The following is a 16,809-nucleotide window of genomic DNA, read 5'->3' on the forward strand; positions in this document are numbered from 1 at the left end:
GACCAGCTCAGCTGGCCGGACCGATCACGCCGCACGCAACGCGCTCCATCGCCATGTCGCTGTCCTGGACGCCGTGCAGCATCAGGGCGGTCTTACTGCCTGCCAACAGCTCATCCCTGGTGAACGCGTCGGTGGTGGTCACCAGGTAAGCAGAGCCGTCCTGCCGCACATCAAGCGACGACAGGTCGCCGCTCTCGGGCTTTCCGGTGTGACCAGGCGCCTGATAGTGACCCCCTGCCGACAGGAAATTCCCGGGCGCGCCACCGGTCGGGGCAACCGAGTTCGGCTCACACTTGCCAATCTCATGCACGTGCATCCCGTGCAGGCCGGGCGCCAGAATGCCGGGGGTGTCCGTCTTGACGGTGATCGTGAGGTAGCCGTTGGTCACCTCGAAGGTGGCGGTGGCCACTTGCCGGCCGTCGGGTGCTTTGAGTTGAGCCGAAAGGGCTTGGCCGCTCGGCGCCGCACTCGGTGTCGTCGACGAGCCCGGGGACCCGCTGAGCACCGGCGGCGTGGTGCCGGGCTGAGTGCTCGCATGCTGAGGCGAGCTGCACGCGGTGATGGCCACAATCGGCAGCGACAACAGGGCGGCGGCAACGGCGGTGTTTCTACTCATGTCCGCAGCCTAACGGGTGCCACAAGGCCGTCACGGATTCGCCGGGCCGGCATCGATTCGTTCCAGCCGGCCTTCGGTGAAGGAGGCGATTTGATCGACGATCACCCGCAGGCGGGCGCCGTCGTCGGCGGCGGTGGTGAATGCGGAGGCGAAGAATGGGTCAAGCGTGCGGGGCGCTCCGGCGTACAACCACTGCGCCACTTGATGAATGCGGTCGCGCTGCCGGGCCTGAGTCTCCAGATGCCGCGGGTCGGACATGATGAACTGCAGCGCCAGAATCTTCAGCAACGCGACCTCGGCCCGCACCAAGTCGGGCACCTGCAAGTCGGCTTGGAAACGCACCAGCGGCCCCGCGCCCGCCACCGCACGCGTGGTCGCGATCGCGGCCGAGGCGAATCTGCCCACCAATTCACTGGTCAACCGCTTGAGGGCGACCGACGCCGCCAGCGTGGCGTCGTACTTGCCGACCGCGGCGACCACGGGCAGCCCCGACAGCCGGCGCGCGGCCGCCATGAAATCGTCGGCGCTCACCCGGGAGAACTCGCTCTCCCCCAGCTTGGCCAGCGCCGCAGCCTCGTCGTCGTCGGCGAGTACCCGCAAATCGATGCGCTGTGAGACGACACCGTCCTCGACGTCGTGCACCGAATAGGCGACGTCGTCGGCCCAGTCCATCACCTGCGCTTCCAGACACATTCGGTCCTGCGGCGCCCCCGCGCGCATCCAGTCCGCAGCCTCGCGATCCTCTTCGTAGAACCCGAATTTGCGCACGCCCGCACGACGGGTCCACGGATATTTCGTGACCGCATCCAGCGAAGCGCGGGTCAGGTTCAACCCCGCGCTATTGCCGTGCTCGTCAAGCACTTTGGGCTCAAGGCTGTTGAGGATGCGAAAGTTCTGGGCATTGCCTTCGAATCCGCCGTACTCGTCGGCGACCTCGTTGAGTGCGCGCTCGCCGTTGTGCCCGTAGGGCGGGTGACCGATGTCGTGAGCCAGCCCCGCGAGCTCGACGAGGTCGAGATCGCAGCCCAGCCCGATCGCCATGCCGCGGCCGATCTGCGCGACCTCGAGCGAGTGCGTCAGCCGGGTGCGCGGGGTGTCCCCTTCGCGGGGCCCGACGACTTGCGTCTTGTCGGCCAAGCGGCGCAGCGCGGCACTGTGCAACACGCGGGCCCGGTCCCGGGCGAAGTCGGTGCGGTGCTGACCTTCCGTGCCCGGCAGACCCGCCGTCTTCGGCGCTTCGGCCACCCGCCGTTGACGGTCGAAGTCGTCGTATGGGTCATGCACGTTCGTGATCACCTTCTCATTCACCGGAGCACAGTCTGCCAGGGACTGCCAGGGATTTGCCGGTACATGGCCCAGCTCTCCCACGGGGCTAAATTGACCTATGCGCATTGCCCGCTTCATCGGTGTGATCCTGACGATGCTCATCGCCGGGCTGCTGGTGGCATCGACCGCCGACGCACAGCCCCCGTTCCGGCTGCCGGGGTACGTCACCGACAACGCGGGCGCGCTGTCGCCGTCTGGCCGCACCGAAGTGAGCGAGGCCATCGACAAGCTGTACAGCGACCGCCACATCCGGCTGTGGGTGGTGTATGTCGACGACTTCTCCGGCCAGAACTCAGTGACTTGGGCGCAGCGCACAATTCGCGAAAGCGATCTGGGTACTTACGACGCGCTGCTCGCGGTGGCCACCACCGGACGCGCGTGTGCGTTCCTGGTGCCGTCCGGGGTGAAAGGCGTGACCCAAACTCAGGTGGACGAGCTGCGCCGCAACGAAATCGAACCCGCTCTGCGCGAAGGAGACTGGCGCGGTGCCGCAGTCTCCGCGGCGAATGGCCTGAATGCGCAACCGAATTCGTCGAACCGATTATGGCTGTTGGCCGCCCTCGGCCTGATCATCGTCGCGGTGGTGGCCCTGGTGTTCGTCATGCGTTATCGCCGTCGGTTGCGCCGCCGCGCCGATCTTGCTGCCGCACGCCGAGTGGACCCCACCAACGCGACCGCGCTGGCAGCAGTACCACTGACCGCCCTTGACGACCTGTCGCGTTCGATGGTGGTGGAGGTCGACAACGCGGTGCGCACCAGCTCCAACGAGCTCGCCCTGGCCATCGACGAGTTCGGCGCCGAGCGCACCGAACCCTTTACCCGGGCCGTCGACAACGCCAAAGCCGCGCTATCCCAAGCCTTTACGATACGTCAGCAACTTGATGACGCCATGCCCGAGACGCCCGAGCAGCAGCGTTACCTGCTCACCCAGGTAATCGTGTCGGCGGCCAACGCCGACCGCGAACTGGACGCGCAGAAAGCGGCGTTCGAGCAGCTCCGCGATCTGGTGGTCAACGCCGCCACCCGCCTGGATTCGCTGACCCAGCAGGTCGTCGAACTCACCAGCCGCATCGAGCCGGCCGAACGGCGACTGGCCGAGTTGAACAATGAATTCGGCCCTGCGGCACTGACTTCGGTGTCGGGCAATGTCGCCACGGCCAAAGAACGGCTGGCGTTCGCCGATCGCAACATCAGCGCGGCACGTGCGCTGGCCGGCAATGCGGTCAGTGGACAGCAGAGCGGTTTGGTCGATGCGGTGCGTGCCAGCGAGTCGGCCCTCGGGCAAGCTCGCGCGCTGCTCGATGCGGTGGACAACGCGGCCGGGGACATCCGGCGTGCCGTTGAGCGGTTACCGGCGGTGATGACCGACATCCAGGCCGGCATCGAACACGCCACCGCGCAGCTGCAAGGGCAGGACGCGAAAACCGCGCATGCCGGCGAGCTCGCCGCGGCCCGTGCTGCCGCCAATCGAGCCGTCGACGCCGCCGGCGGTGGATCCGCCGATCCGCTGGGCACTTTCGCGCAGCTCGCCAAGGCCGACTCCGACCTCAACCGGCTGCTGGCCATGGTGGCCAAGGAACAGGCGGACGCCGAACGGCTCAACCGGTCACTCGAACAGGCCTTGTTCACCGCCCAGGCGCGGGTGCGCGGAGTCTCGGAGTACATCGACACCCGCCGCGGCAGCGTCGGTCCGGACGCTCGCACCCGGCTCGCCGAGGCCCAACGACATCTCGAGGCCGCGCAGGCCGCAAGATCGACCAACCCGGCCGAGGCGATCACGCACGCCAACGCGGCGTCGACACTGGCGGCCAATGCGCAGTCGCTGGCCAACTCCGATGTGGTCTCGGCTCAGCGTGCCTACACCAGGAGCAGCGGGGGCGACACCGGCGCGATGCTGGGCGGGATCATCATCGGCGACCTGCTCAGCGGAGGAGTGCGGGGCGGATTCGGCGGGTGGAGCTCGACGTCGTTCGGCGGCTCGTCGAACTCGTCGCCGGGCGGCTCCGACGGCGGCTTCATGGGCGGCGGCGGACGTTTCTGAGCCCTAAAAAGTAGTAGGGGCGCACCGATTGCTCGGTCCGCCCCTGCTACTCGAGATCTGTCAGGCCCAGCTGGACCCGACGGCGCTGTCGGTGCTGGCCATGTTGTTGCCCGCGGTCTGCACCTTCTGCCCGTGCTGGTTGGCCTGCTCGTAGATCACCTGGAAGTTGCGACCCAACTGGGTGATGAACTCCTGGCACGCCACCGAACCGGCGCCACCCCAGAAGTCACCGGCAGCCAGCACATCACGCACGATGGCCTGGTGCTCGGCCTCCAACGAAGCGGCCTGCGCGCGGATCAACGCACCGTGCGCGTCCACATCTCCGAACTGGTAATTGATCGACATCGTCTACGTCTCCAAATTTCCTGGTGGCTAGTGGCTGAGGGCCTGCTGCGAGGCCTGCTCTTGCGTCTCGTAGTTGTTGGCGTCACGGATCAGTCCGTCACGCACGCCGTGGAGCATGTTGACAATGTTGTTGAACGCCTGGTTCATCTGACCCATCGTGTCGTACGACGTGGCCTGAGCCTGACCGCTCCAGCCCGCACCGGCGATGTTCATCGACGACGCCCACATCTTGCGAGCCTCATCCGACACCGTCTGCGCGTGCATCTCAAAACGGCCCGCCATCGCACGCATCGCGTGCGGGTCGGTCATAAAACGTGTTGCCATACTGCCTGTTCCTTAGCTAAGCGGACATAAATCCTCTGACCTGCCGACCGGTTGGCCGACCGTCTTTCCGTCTCAACCGGCCCACGGAGAATGCGGTACAACGCGGCCGGTTCGTGGCGCTTCGAAACGAGGTTCGGCGTCGCCTTCCCATTCGTTCCAATGCCCCCATTCCTTCTTTTCACTCATGCCGTCGGCAGCCACCTCTGAATCCGGCCCGTCGGTCGTCTTCTCATTGGCCACGGAGAGCTCTTCGCGCTCCGGTGCCCAATGGTCGTAGTCGTCCGGCGGAACGGCCACGCCCCAACTGAGCGGAACCGTCAAGCGACCGAGCATGCCTGACTCACCTCGAACTGCCGCCACTGAATCTTCCGGCAGAGGTGAACCAAGAGGCAAAAGCATGATGCCCCCTTTCCACACCCGAAACTCTGTTCACACAGACCCCAACGGCGCAAATCACCGCCGAGTATTTTTCATACTAAAGCAAAGCTAAGGACAATTGTTGGAACTTTACGATTTTCGGTCCACGTTAATCACGAAATTCGGCCAGCCCGTAACCCGGCAACGCGATCGGCTCGGCCGGGCCGGTCGCGGCATTGCCGGACGCAACCGTCCGGGGTGGCGCGCATTACCAAGCAGGCCGGGGGACGTGAGCGCGAAAACCGTTGCTCGACAGGGATTCTGCGGGCGGGCGTCAGGTCCGTTCGTGGCAGAGGTTGCCGCATGTCCTCGGCGGCGACCACCACAGTTTCAGACCCGTGAGACTCGAGCACAGTACCGGCACCCGACGATAGGGCTGCCTGCGGGAACGCGTGTTCTGACGAACATTGCGCGCGGCCGGAATCATTCGCCGGCGAAAACCGTACCTAATAGTTTGATTAAGCGGGTAACCGATGAATAGGAGTTGGCTACACGGAGAGAAATCTGCGACACGCTCGATTCATTCGTATGACCACCCCGGCAATTGCCCCCGGGTTCGCCCACGCCCCTTCACGCGCCCTTTCTAGGCACCACCTTGGGCCGCGACGCCACCACGTGGGTCGCACTCGTTCCGGCCCGGCCCACCATTTCGGCCGGTTTGTCATCACCCGCGGCCGCCCGCGCCGGCATCGGCACGCCGCTGGTCGATCCGACCGGCTCCGCCACGGCGCCGGATGCGCCGGCACCCGCCATCGCCGAGCTGACGATCGGGGCCGGCGTCGAGCCCTGCCAGACCGGGGGCACCGATATCGCGCCCACCAACCGCGCCCTACCCAGACTGGCCGAGATGGAGGAGCCCCAACTCCCGTCGCCGCTCATCATTCTCATCGCCGGGGCGGTCGAACTGACGGTCTGGGACGCGCCCGGGGCCGCCATATTCGTCGCACCGGCCAGCGACGTCACCGGCGCGGTCCCTTGGGCCAGCGCCATCATCGGCGGCAACGCGGTCGCCGGATACACCCCGATCTGGGCCACCGACATCAACGACGAAACCGGCGCCGACGTGACTATCGACCCCACCTGGGTCAACGCGGACTGAATCGCGGTCACCGCCGAAGAAAAGCCCGGGCCGAATATCTGACCCCCCACCGACGACAACGCCCCGGTGAATTGCGCCGCCAACGTGCTCAGCGGCGTTGTCAGCAATCCGGCCAGACTCGACGGTGCCGAACTGATCGACGGCAACGCCGCCATGACGGATTGCGCCCCAGCGTGATACCCGAACATCGCCATCACGTCCTGAAGCCACATTTCCATGTATTCGAATTCGGTGGCCGCGATTGCCGCCGTGTTCTGGCCCAGAATGTTCGTCGCGATCAACACCATTAGCTGGATACGGTTCGCTGCGATCGCCGCGGGAGGCACCGTCGCGGCGAATGCCGACTCGTACGACGTCGCCGCCACCCGGGCCTGCACGGCCGACATCGAGGCGTGCGCCGCTGCGGTGTGCAACCACTGCAAATACGGCGCAGCCGCCTGCGTCATCGACTCCGACGACGGGCCTGTCCACTGCCCGTTCGAGGCCAGGCCCGAGACCACGGAATCGAAGGACGACGCCGACGCCCACATGTCGGCGGCCAGGCCGTCCCAGGCAGCGGCCGCAGCCAACAGCGGCCCTGAGCCTGCTCCTCCGTACATCAGGGCCGAGTTGATCTCCGGCGGCAAAAACGCAAAATCCAGAACCATCTACTACCTCGACACGACCAGCCGTTTCAACGGCTTTACAACTGCACCCCGACAGTCACAGCGACTGGACACTGCGTATAACACTAAGGCCGGATCGTAGGGCAGCACTACACCAAAATGGCCCGGTTTGTCGAAATAGTCGGTTAAACGACCGTTAGGCGCCCTTGAGTCGAACCGCCAAGTAGTCGGCGACAGCATCCATGGCCACCCGCTCCTGCGTCATCGCGTCGCGTTCCCGCACGGTGACGGCGTTGTCCTCCAAGGAGTCGAAATCCACCGTCACACAGAACGGCGTGCCGACCTCGTCCTGGCGCCGGTAGCGGCGCCCGATCGCGCCGGCGTCGTCGAAATCGATGTTCCACGACTTCCGCAATTCGGCGGCCAGGTCCCGCGCCTTGGGGCTCAGGTCGGCATGCCGGGACAACGGCAGCACCGCCGCCTTGACCGGGGCCAGCCGGTGGTCCAGGCGAAGCACGGTGCGCTTGTCCACGCCGCCCTTGGCGTTGGGGGCTTCGTCCTCGGCATAGGCATCGATCAAAAACGCCATGAACGACCGGGTCAGTCCGGCCGCGGGTTCAATCACGTACGGCGTGTAGCGGGTGTCGCTGGCCTGATCATAGAAGGACAGGTCGGCGCCGGAATGTTTTGCGTGCGTTGACAAGTCGAAATCGGTCCGGTTGGCGATGCCCTCCAGCTCACCCCACGGGTTGCCCTGGAACCCGAACTTGTACTCGATGTCAACGGTGCGGTCGGAATAGTGCGACAGCTTGTCCTTGGGGTGCTCGTAGAGCCGCAGGTTCTCGGGGGTGATGCCGAGGTCGGTGTACCACTGGTGCCGGGTGTCGATCCAGTACTGGTGCCACTGTTTGGCGGTCGACGGCTCGACGAAGAACTCCATCTCCATCTGCTCGAACTCGCGGGTGCGGAAGATGAAGTTCCCCGGGGTGATCTCGTTGCGAAAGCTCTTACCGATCTGCCCGATGCCGAATGGCGGCTTGCGCCGCGCGGTGGTCACCACGTTGGCGAAGTTGACGAAGATGCCCTGGGCGGTTTCGGGCCGCAGGTAGTGCAGCCCTTCCTCGGTCTCGATCGGGCCGAGGTAGGTCTTGAGCATCATGTTGAATTCGCGCGGCTCGGTCCACTGACCTGGCTCCCCAGTCTCGGGGTCGCGGATATCGGCCAGTCCGTTGGGCGGCGGATGCCCGTGTTTGGCCTCGTAGGCCTCGATCAGGTGGTCGGCGCGATAGCGCTTGTGGGTGATCAGCGATTCCACCAGCGGGTCGTGGAACACCTCGACGTGGCCGGAGGCCACCCAGACCTGCCGCGGCAGGATGATCGACGAGTCGAGTCCTACGACGTCGTCGCGACCGGTGACCACGGCGCGCCACCACTGCCGCTTGATGTTCTCCTTGAGTTCGACACCCAGCGGCCCGTAGTCCCACGCCGACTTGGTGCCGCCGTAGATCTCACCCGAGGGATAGACGAATCCACGCCGTTTGGCCAGGTTAACGACGGTGTCGATGACGGACGCCACGCGGTGGTCCACTCCCTTTCGGATGACTGAAGAAGCGGGCGGCGAATCGTCGCCCGCGAAACATCAGCAATCGTATCGACAGGGCCGTGGTCTTTGACATGCATCATCATGCATGTGACAGTGGAAGTCGTTCCCTATAGTGGGCACTCCACCTACTCGGCACCTTGAGGAGATGACGCTTGCATGGTGATGCCCTCCTCATCGCCGAACGCCGCCACTGGCTCCTCTTCAGATCTGGTTGCCCACCGGCACGGCGAGACGGGCGCCGGCGAGCACGCGCCCTTCGCCGAATATCCCGAGCCGCCGTCGCGAGAAGTCCTGGATGACGCCGGTGAGCTGCTGCGGGCCCTGGCCGCACCGGTACGGATCGCCATCGTGCTGCAACTACGCGAATCCCAGCGCTGCGTGCACGAGCTGGTCGACGCACTGGGCGTGCCACAACCGCTGGTCAGCCAGCATTTGAAGATTCTCAAGGCGGCGGGAGTGGTCGCCGGGGAGCGGTCCGGCCGCGAGGTGCTGTACCGACTGGCCGACCACCACCTGGCACACATCGTCGTCGACGCCGTCGCCCACGCCAGCGAGGGCACGCCATGACGCGCGTCTGCGACGATGCAGAGCGCAGCGATGAGGTGGGGACACCTCCCGCTTGCGGAGGAGAGTGGCGCCAATGACCGGACCGAGCGTCCGTTCCACCCGTCAGCGAGCGGCGATCTCGACACTGCTGGAAACGCTCGACGAATTCCGCTCGGCCCAGGAGCTACACGACGAGCTGCGCCGCCGCGGCGAGAACATCGGGCTGACCACGGTCTACCGGACGCTGCAGTCCATGGCATCGGCGGGCATGGTGGACACGCTGCGCACCGACACCGGCGAGTCCGTCTACCGGCGCTGCTCGGAGCACCATCACCACCATCTGGTGTGCCGCCACTGCGGGTCCACCATCGAGGTGGGTGACCACGAGGTCGAGGAGTGGGCGTCGCAAGTCGCCGCCAAGCATGGCTACTCCGAGGTCAGCCACACCATCGAGATCTTCGGGACCTGCTCGGACTGCGGCCGCTGACCGCACACTGGCCGCCGAACGTGCGGCCGGCCGCACACTCGGCGGGAAGTCAGGCCGTCAGGACACGCCGCATCTGAGCGCCCGAATCGAGCACCAGCAGGATCAGGGTGCGCAGGGCGTCGTCGGCCAGGCCCGCCCCGGGGAAGTTGTAGCGCAGCATCACGTCCGCGGTTTTGGCCGCGCCCTTGCCGGAGTTGCGCTGCGCGGCCTTGTCGCTGACCTTCTCGACGACGGTCACATTGCCGAAGTTGCTGTCGTGGGCCTGTTTGGCCACCTGATCGCTGAGTTTCTTGGTCAGTGGCAGATTCCACGCCACGACCTGGGTGAGCGACACCAGGTCGAGTCCCTCGGCGATGTTCACCACTCGCAGCGACGCGAAGGTGCCGTCGTGGTGCACCGTGAGCCCGCCGTCGGGTTCGTCCTCGACGGTCAGCACGTCGCGCAGAATCGACCCGAGGCGCTCTTGTAGAGATGGCATCAGGCGCTCCCAAACCGTCGGTTGCGGTCCGCGTATTCCGCGCAGGCCGCCCACAGGTCGCGACGGTCGTAGTCGGGCCACAGCTTGTCCTGAAAAATGTATTCGGCATACGCCGCCTGCCACAGCATGAAATTGCTGGAGCGTTGCTCTCCCGAAGTCCGCAGAAACAGATCCACGTCGGGGATGTCGGGCCGCTGCAGGTGATTCGCCACCGTCGCCTCGGTGATGCGCTCGGGGTTCAGCCGGCCGGCAGCCGCCAAACGTGCGATTTCCCTTGCAGATTCCGCGATTTCGGCGCGGCCGCCGTAGTTGACGCAGTAGTTGACGGTGATGACGTCGTTGCCCTTCGTCATCTCCTCGGCGACCGCTAATTCATTGATCACGCTGCGCCACAAGCGAGGCCGCGAGCCCACCCAGCGGATCTTGACCCCGATCGCCTTGAGGTTGACCCGGCGCATGCGCACCACGTCACGGTTGAAGCCCATCAGGAAGCGGACCTCCTCGGGAGACCGCTTCCAGTTTTCGGTCGAGAAGGCGTACAGGCTGAGCCACTTGATCCCGATTTCGATTGCGCCGCAGACAACGTCGATGACGACGGCCTCCCCCGCCTTGTGGCCGTCGGTGCGGGTCAGGCCTTGTTGGGTGGCCCAACGGCCGTTACCGTCCATCACGATCGCCACGTGGTTGGGCAGTCGATCCGCCGGGATCCGCGGTGCGACCGCCTTCGAGATGTGTTGCGGCGGCCGGCTCGGTCCGCCGTCCGCAGACGGCGGCAACTCGGGGAACACCACCGGCCACGTCGACTTGTCGGGAAAAGTCGGATAGTCCGCGGGCGCAGCGGGCAGTTGCGGGAAGGCCGGAGAGTCCCGGGACCTCAAGGTGCGCTCGTGGTTCCTAGCCACAGGCCTCATCCTGCCCGATCAGCACGGCGCGCTGATCGGCGATGGTGGGGGCACTCCCCGGCTCCGCGGCGGCGCCACCCGCGTGCGGGGGACGGTCGACCCGATAATTGCGCTCTACCAGCGGCAACGTCTTGAGCTGGCGTTCCAGATGCCATTGCAGGTGGGCGGCCACCAATCCGCTGACATGGCTGCGGTGGGATTGCGGCGTCGCTTCGGCTGCCGGCCAATCGCCATCGTGCAGCGCGGACATCAGTTCCAGCACGCCCAGCGGCGGTGTCGTGGAGCCCGCGGGACGGCAATGCGGGCAGACGCTGCCCCCGGCGGCGATGTGAAATGCCCGATGTGGGCCGGGCGTGGCACAGCGGGCACACTCGGTCAGCGCCGGCGCCCAGCCGGCGATGCCCATGGCCCGCAGCAGGTAGGCGTCCAGGAGCAGGTCACGAGAGCGCCGTCCGTCGGCCACCGCCCGCAGCGCGCCCACCGTGAGCCGGTACAGCGCCGGGACGGGCGCGCGCTCCTCACCGGCGAGGCGCTCGGCGGTTTCCAGCATCGCGCACCCGCAGGTGTACCGGCCGTAGTCGCTGACGATGTCGGTGGCGAACGCGTCGATGGAAACAACCTGGGTGACGATGTCCAGATTGCGGCCGGGATGCAGCTGCACGTCGATGTGCGCGAACGGCTCCAGCCGCGCCCCGAATTTGCTGCGGGTGCGGCGCACCCCCTTGGCCACCGCACGGACCAATCCGTGATCACGGGTCAGCAGGGTCACGATTCGGTCTGCTTCGCCGAGCTTGTGCTGGCGCAGCACTACCGCTCGGTCTCGATACAGCCGCATATCAATAGTTTTGCACCCCGCCGCGACATCGCGGGGATCCGCGCCGATAGTCTCGTACCCCGTGATTGGCGCTCCTGGACCCGGTTCTGGGTCCGTTTCCGGGTTCCGCGGCACGCGCCTGCCCACACTTACTGACCTGCTGTATCAGCTGAACAGCCGCGCGGTGACATCCGACACATTGGTGCGTCGTTCGCTGCACGCGATCGACACCAGCCAGTCCACGCTGAACGCGTTCCGGGTGGTCCTGACGGAGTCGGCGCTGGCCGACGCGGCCGAGGCCGACCGGCGACGAGCCGCCGGTGAAACGGCGCCGTTGCTGGGCGTCCCGATCGCGGTCAAGGACGACGTCGATGTTGCTGGCGTGCCCACCGCTTTCGGCACCGACGGTCAGGTGCGCCCCGCCACTGCGGACTCCGAGGTGGTGCGCCGCCTCAAGGCCGCCGGAGCGGTGATCGTCGGCAAGACCAACACCTGCGAGCTAGGACAGTGGCCATTCACCAGCGGGCCCGGGTTCGGGCATACCCGCAATCCGTGGTCGCGGCGCCACACCCCGGGCGGCTCGTCGGGCGGTAGCGCCGCCGCGGTGGCCGCCGGTCTGGTCACCGCGGCGATCGGCTCCGACGGCGCCGGCAGCATCCGCATCCCGGCGGCGTGGACGCATCTGGTCGGCATCAAGCCGCAGCGCGGCCGCATCTCGACCTGGCCGCTACCGGAATCGTTCAACGGGATCACGGTCAACGGCGTGCTGGCCCGCACGGTCGCCGACGCGGCACTGGTGCTCGACGCGGCGTCGGGCAATGTCGAGGGTGACCGGCACAAGCCGCCGCCGCTGCGGGCGTCCGACTACGTCAGTATCGCGCCCGGGCCGCTGAACATCGCACTGTCAACCCGATTCCCGTACACCTTCTTTCGGGCCAAGTTGCATCCGGAGATCCTGGCCGCGACCCGAGCAATGGGCGAGCAGCTGCAATTGCTCGGCCACACGGTGGTGAGCGGGAATCCGGACTACGGGGTGCGGCTGGGGTGGGATTTTCTGGCCAGATCGACTGCGGGACTGCGGGATTGGGAGGAGCGGTTGGGCGACGGCGTCGTGTTGGACCCCCGCACCCTGTCCAACCTGCGGATGGGCCATGTGCTGGGCCAGGCGATCCTGCGCAACGCGCGGGCGCACGAAGCCGCGCTACAGCGGCGGGTGGGCTCGATTTTCGACATCGTCGACGTGGTCGTCGCGCCGACCACCGCGCAGCCACCGCCACTGGCCCGATCCTTCGACCGGCTCAGCGGCTTGGGCACCGACCGGGCCATGATCAAGGCATGCCCGGCGACCTGGCCGTGGAATGTATTGGGCTGGCCGTCGATCAACGTGCCGGCCGGGTTCACCGCGGACGGCCTGCCGATCGGTGTGCAATTGATGGGCCCGGCGAACAGCGAGGGCATGCTGATCTCGCTGGCCGCCGAGCTGGAAGCCGTCTGCGGCTGGGCCGCCAAGCAGCCGAAGGTCTGGTGGGAGCACGACCACCTCCGTTCACACGACTCGGGCCAAGCATAAAAAGCTCACGCACCCAACGCATTAGCGACCGATGGGTATCGAAATGAGCCTGCTCAGAAGTGTTTTGACGCCGTCGGGAAGGCTACCCGCGGCCGGCATGCGCAAACGGTCTCTACGGGTACCTGGATAACCGCGTTTGGTGCCCAATGCCCCGGGTACCCGGCTGCGCACACCAGCCGCGCCGACACCCCAGGAGGCAATCAATGTTCACGCATAACAAAGATCTGCAGTTCGAAGTACGAGTCACCGAACCCGACCCACGATTCGCGTCGCTGCTCATGGAGCAATTCGGCGGTGCCAACGGCGAACTCACCGCGGCGCTGCAGTACTTCACCCAAGCATTCGTGCTGCGCCAAAAGAACCCCAAGATGTACGACCTGTTCATGGACATCGCGACCGAGGAGCTCAGCCATCTCGAGATGGTCGGATCGATGATCACCATGTTGCTCGACGGACTCAGCGACAATCTCAAGATCGCGAATCAACGGTGCGACTGGATGCCGGCCGTCGCCAGTACCGACGGGCGCGACAACATCATTCATCAGGTCGCCGTCAACCCAATGTTCCTGGTGCTCAGCGGCGGTGGACCCGACGTCAAGGATTCCGCAGGCAACAACTGGACCGGGGCGTTCATTGATGCCAACGGCGATCCCACCGTTGACCTGCGCAACAACGTCGCCGCCGAGTCCCGAGCCAAAGTCGTCTACGAGTACCTCAAGCAGTTCACCGATGACCCGGGCGTGCAGGAAACCCTGACCTTCTTGATGACGCGTGAGGTGGCGCACTATCAGCAATTCACCGCTGCGCTCAACGAACTTCCGGTCAACTTTCCGCCCGGGCAGTTGGCAGGCGATCCCCGCTTCCAAAATGTGGCGTTCAACATGTCCAACGGCGGCGGCGAGTCGATACGTGGGCCGTGGAACCAGGGGCAGGGTCCGTGGCCGCAGGGCATGGAATGGGACTACGTGGAAAAGCCCGAACAGCAATGGCTGGGCGGCCAGACGCGCCAAAACAAGGGGACCGAACAGAATCCTCAGGGCTCGCCGGCAGTCGAGGCCGAAAAGCCGTTCACGCACGAACAGCACTCGCCCACAACCTAATCGGCTAACAACGAAGACTGGGCATCGGATGCTCCGATGCCCAGTCTTCGTTGGGTAATGGACCGGCCTAATGGACCTGCGGGTCCGGCGGGTTGTCTTGGCTACGGCCGGTGACCGCATCGCGCACGTGGTCCACTATCGCCGCGCCCACTCCCATCGTCTTCTGCACGGCAGAGTTGGACGGAGTGTCGGGGTGCGGCCTGGTGGGCGCGATTTTCTTTGCGGCTTCCAGCTTTTCGCCGATCTTCTCCAGATCCTCGCGGCTGATCACCTGTTCGACCTGCGGCCACACCACCTCCTGCTCGTAGGCGATGTGTTCCCGGCCCGCTTCGACGAATTGCTGCAGGGCTTCGTGATAATCCGGGTCGCCGGGCTTGCCGTCTTCGAGGCGCTGCAGCAATTTCTTGCCGGTCTGCTCCTGTTCGATCGCCTTGTCGGCGAACGCATCACCGAGCGCCTCACGCACCGCGGGCCAGAAGAACTGCTCTTCGATCGCTTCGTGCTGTGACTCGGCGATGATCAGGTTGTTCACCATGGTTTCCAGGCCGCTGACTTCAGCGCCGGAGCCCGACGGTGCGCCATCGAGCGTCTCGAACAATCCGAGCACGCTTTCGTGGTCTTGACGGAGAAACGTTAATGCATCCATGCCTTGCCTTCCGATTGGGGCTGTATCGGTCGGTGAGTGGTACCCGGGCTAAGGACACTAAAACGTCAGCCAAAAAACGTCAGCCAATGGCGCTGTACCGGTGGAGCTCTGGAATATTTGGGGCTCAACCCTTCTCCGCTTCTGGCGAATCGCCAATGAGGCCCTCCGGCGGTAGGAGGGCCTCATCTGCTCAGCGGGCCACGAGTTGCTTGTCGATGTTGCCGGCCGCCTGCTCGTCGGTGCTGGCGTAGGCGGCGGCGGCCGTGCCCAGCTTGACGGCGAGGTCCTGGCAGACACCTTGCATTGCTTCGACCGCACGACGGCGCGCGCCCTCGACACGAGTCAGCGCAATATTGGAGGGCTCGCTGCCCACACCGTGGGTGAGCCAGACTTGGGAGCTGATCCCTTTGGTCACCTCGGCCGCCGATCCGATCTTGGCGGATGTTTGGTTCTCAATTGTGGCCAGCTGGTCGAGGTAGTTCGGCGTGACGACTAAATCGGACATGGTTTTGTTCTCCTTTGTGATTTTCGAGTCGGTATTGGTTATTGCACAACGGTTTTGGCTGTTTCGCCGGCTTTACCCGGCGCGTCGTACGATGGCCTCGGCCGCCGCGAACTCGATCGGTGCGCGCTCGACGCCCTCAGTACCCGGTGCCGCTGCGGCGTCGGCGACGTCGTCGGCAAGCCCCTTGTCCTCGATCAGACCCGCCTGCTGGCCCGTCCGGGACACTGGGTAAATCGGCCGCGGTCCCGCACTCTGACCCAGTTGTGCCGCCTTCCCTGGCATTTGAGCAACCGCAGCCAACGTCGGCGCGCTGGATGACAACGCGGCCGCGGGCGCCGCCTCATCGCGCGCCTCCAACACGCGCCGTCGCTCAGAGGTGTCAGCTGCGCCGGCGGGGTTGCTTTGCTTCGTCGAAGCATCCGGGCGTGCCGGGGCGACCTCGACCGCACTGAACACGTCGGTCGTCTTGCTCGAGACCTCCGCGAAGTCGGGCGTGATGGACCTCGGCGCGGCGGCCACGTGCGACTCGGCCGGCGTGGCACCCGTGGAAACCGGTGCCAGCTTTTGGTACTTGGAAATCATTTCGTTCGCCTTGTCCGCATTGTCTTGCGAGTAGCGGAACAGCGTCAAAACGAAAGAGCTGGCAGCGCCGATCCCCAGGACGGCAACCGTGGTGGCGAATGTCTGGGCCAGGGCGAGGCCGGCCGGCTGAGGCACCGATATCTTCAGGGCCAACTCAATGGCAAATGCCGCCATCAGGAGGTCCTTCAATATCCCGAAGGCCAACCGCATATGGGTAACCCACTCGGCCTGATTCTTGGTGATGTCGGCAAGCTGGCGGTCCAGCTCAGCCATCTCCTGCGCGAGAGTCCGCAGTGCCGTTACCTGTTGGGCATAGGCCTGCGACGCGTCGCCCTGCCAGTCGTCGTCCGGGAGCGCCGACCTCAGTTGGTCGGAGATTTCGATGAGCTGTTGCGAGCCTGCGGCGAAATCGGCTCCGTCGCAAGGCGGCCCGAATCCGGTCATCAGTTCCACGAGGTCGACGACGGTGAGGGTCTTGAGGATGAGACTGGTGCTGTCTTTCATCCCCTTGTTCATCTCTTCCAACTCTTCGGGAGACATATTCTGAGACAGTCGATATTGCTGAACCATCTTGTAGCCGACCAGGCCGCCGGACAGCGCGTCCGCGCTCATACTGGTCACACTCGACGCAATGTATTCACCGCCATAACTCGCGCTGCCTGCGCCGTTGAATTGTGCGCCTATACCGCCCAGATTGGCGATCAGTCTTGCGGCATCTACGAATACGTTCATCTGTGTTTCCTTGCTCTCGATACGCTTGGTGCGGTTCGGCGATGAACCCGGCCGGCGGGCCGTTAAGTAAA

At 65.4% G+C, this 16,809-nt stretch carries 18 protein-coding genes; 5 read left to right on the forward strand and 13 right to left on the reverse strand.

What is annotated here, in order from left to right; all coding sequences use genetic code 11:
- Positions 1 to 7 precede the first annotated feature (7 nt).
- Both sodC and MJO58_RS18400 read right to left on the reverse strand, forming a co-directional pair.
- A complete protein-coding gene (gene sodC / locus MJO58_RS18395) occupies positions 8 to 616 on the reverse strand; it encodes a superoxide dismutase[Cu-Zn] (protein ID WP_090603885.1) in 609 nt (202 codons plus the stop codon).
- 30 nt (positions 617 to 646) lie between these two features.
- Complete coding sequence (locus tag MJO58_RS18400) at positions 647 to 1,912, reverse strand: deoxyguanosinetriphosphate triphosphohydrolase (protein ID WP_090609315.1); 1,266 nt, start codon at positions 1,910 to 1,912, stop codon at positions 647 to 649.
- Positions 1,913 to 2,000: 88 nt separating this feature from the next.
- On the opposite strand from MJO58_RS18400, the gene MJO58_RS18405 reads away from it, so the two are divergent.
- The gene (locus MJO58_RS18405) at positions 2,001 to 3,983 is read left to right on the forward strand and encodes a TPM domain-containing protein (protein WP_239720402.1); all 1,983 of its coding nucleotides are present in this window, start codon (positions 2,001 to 2,003) and stop codon (positions 3,981 to 3,983) included.
- A 60-nt stretch (positions 3,984 to 4,043) separates the two neighbouring features.
- On the opposite strand, the gene MJO58_RS18410 is transcribed toward MJO58_RS18405, so the two are convergent.
- The 5 genes from MJO58_RS18410 to MJO58_RS18430 form a co-directional block, all read right to left on the reverse strand.
- Entirely contained in the window at positions 4,044 to 4,328 is a 285-nt protein-coding gene (locus tag MJO58_RS18410; RefSeq protein WP_036469090.1) for a WXG100 family type VII secretion target, read from the reverse strand.
- 27 nt (positions 4,329 to 4,355) lie between these two features.
- Entirely contained in the window at positions 4,356 to 4,652 is a 297-nt protein-coding gene (locus tag MJO58_RS18415) for a WXG100 family type VII secretion target (protein WP_025735564.1), read from the reverse strand.
- Positions 4,653 to 4,724: 72 nt separating this feature from the next.
- Positions 4,725 to 4,985: a hypothetical protein gene (locus MJO58_RS18420; RefSeq protein ID WP_239720404.1), complete on the reverse strand. Its 261-nt coding sequence runs from the start codon at positions 4,983 to 4,985 to the stop codon at positions 4,725 to 4,727.
- A gap of 654 nt (positions 4,986 to 5,639) precedes the next feature.
- Positions 5,640 to 6,815, reverse strand: coding sequence for a PPE family protein (locus tag MJO58_RS18425; protein ID WP_090603891.1), 1,176 nt, complete (start codon positions 6,813 to 6,815; stop codon positions 5,640 to 5,642).
- Positions 6,816 to 6,969: 154 nt separating this feature from the next.
- Positions 6,970 to 8,361, reverse strand: coding sequence for a glycine--tRNA ligase (locus tag MJO58_RS18430; protein ID WP_239720405.1), 1,392 nt, complete (start codon positions 8,359 to 8,361; stop codon positions 6,970 to 6,972).
- Between the two features lie 177 nt (positions 8,362 to 8,538).
- Between MJO58_RS18430 and MJO58_RS18435 the strand changes: the two genes are divergently transcribed.
- Positions 8,539 to 8,943, forward strand: coding sequence for an ArsR/SmtB family transcription factor (locus MJO58_RS18435; protein ID WP_239723337.1), 405 nt, complete (start codon positions 8,539 to 8,541; stop codon positions 8,941 to 8,943).
- A 73-nt stretch (positions 8,944 to 9,016) separates the two neighbouring features.
- Entirely contained in the window at positions 9,017 to 9,409 is a 393-nt protein-coding gene (locus MJO58_RS18440) for a Fur family transcriptional regulator (protein WP_090603893.1), read from the forward strand.
- Between the two features lie 49 nt (positions 9,410 to 9,458).
- On the opposite strand, the gene MJO58_RS18445 is transcribed toward MJO58_RS18440, so the two are convergent.
- From MJO58_RS18445 to recO, 3 genes are read right to left on the reverse strand one after another with little or no spacing between them, the layout of a single operon-like run.
- Complete coding sequence (locus MJO58_RS18445) at positions 9,459 to 9,887, reverse strand: hypothetical protein (protein ID WP_090603895.1); 429 nt, start codon at positions 9,885 to 9,887, stop codon at positions 9,459 to 9,461.
- Positions 9,887 to 10,789 carry a decaprenyl diphosphate synthase gene (locus MJO58_RS18450; RefSeq protein WP_420845365.1) on the reverse strand — a complete coding sequence of 301 codons (903 nt, stop codon included), beginning with the start codon at positions 10,787 to 10,789 and terminating at the stop codon, positions 9,887 to 9,889. Before MJO58_RS18450 ends, MJO58_RS18445 begins: the two co-directional genes overlap by 1 nt.
- Entirely contained in the window at positions 10,782 to 11,624 is an 843-nt protein-coding gene (gene recO, locus MJO58_RS18455; protein ID WP_239720407.1) for a DNA repair protein RecO, read from the reverse strand. The genes MJO58_RS18450 and recO overlap by 8 nt, the downstream gene beginning before the upstream one ends.
- A gap of 61 nt (positions 11,625 to 11,685) precedes the next feature.
- Between recO and MJO58_RS18460 the strand changes: the two genes are divergently transcribed.
- Positions 11,686 to 13,173 carry an amidase gene (locus MJO58_RS18460; RefSeq protein WP_239720409.1) on the forward strand — a complete coding sequence of 496 codons (1,488 nt, stop codon included), beginning with the start codon at positions 11,686 to 11,688 and terminating at the stop codon, positions 13,171 to 13,173.
- Positions 13,174 to 13,376: 203 nt separating this feature from the next.
- Positions 13,377 to 14,273 carry a manganese catalase family protein gene (locus MJO58_RS18465; protein WP_090603902.1) on the forward strand — a complete coding sequence of 299 codons (897 nt, stop codon included), beginning with the start codon at positions 13,377 to 13,379 and terminating at the stop codon, positions 14,271 to 14,273.
- 67 nt (positions 14,274 to 14,340) lie between these two features.
- On the opposite strand, the gene MJO58_RS18470 is transcribed toward MJO58_RS18465, so the two are convergent.
- The 3 genes from MJO58_RS18470 to MJO58_RS18480 all read right to left on the reverse strand — a co-directional run bounded on the left by MJO58_RS18470 (position 14,341) and on the right by MJO58_RS18480 (position 16,618).
- Entirely contained in the window at positions 14,341 to 14,919 is a 579-nt protein-coding gene (locus tag MJO58_RS18470; protein ID WP_090603904.1) for a hemerythrin domain-containing protein, read from the reverse strand.
- Between the two features lie 190 nt (positions 14,920 to 15,109).
- Positions 15,110 to 15,424 carry an ESX-1 secretion-associated protein gene (locus MJO58_RS18475; protein ID WP_239720411.1) on the reverse strand — a complete coding sequence of 105 codons (315 nt, stop codon included), beginning with the start codon at positions 15,422 to 15,424 and terminating at the stop codon, positions 15,110 to 15,112.
- 72 nt (positions 15,425 to 15,496) lie between these two features.
- Entirely contained in the window at positions 15,497 to 16,618 is a 1,122-nt protein-coding gene (locus MJO58_RS18480; protein ID WP_239720412.1) for an EspA/EspE family type VII secretion system effector, read from the reverse strand.
- Between the last annotated feature and the right edge of the window lie 191 nt (positions 16,619 to 16,809).

The sequence above is a fragment of the Mycobacterium lentiflavum genome (assembly GCF_022374895.2).
Classification (GTDB): Bacteria; Actinomycetota; Actinomycetes; order Mycobacteriales; family Mycobacteriaceae; genus Mycobacterium; species Mycobacterium lentiflavum.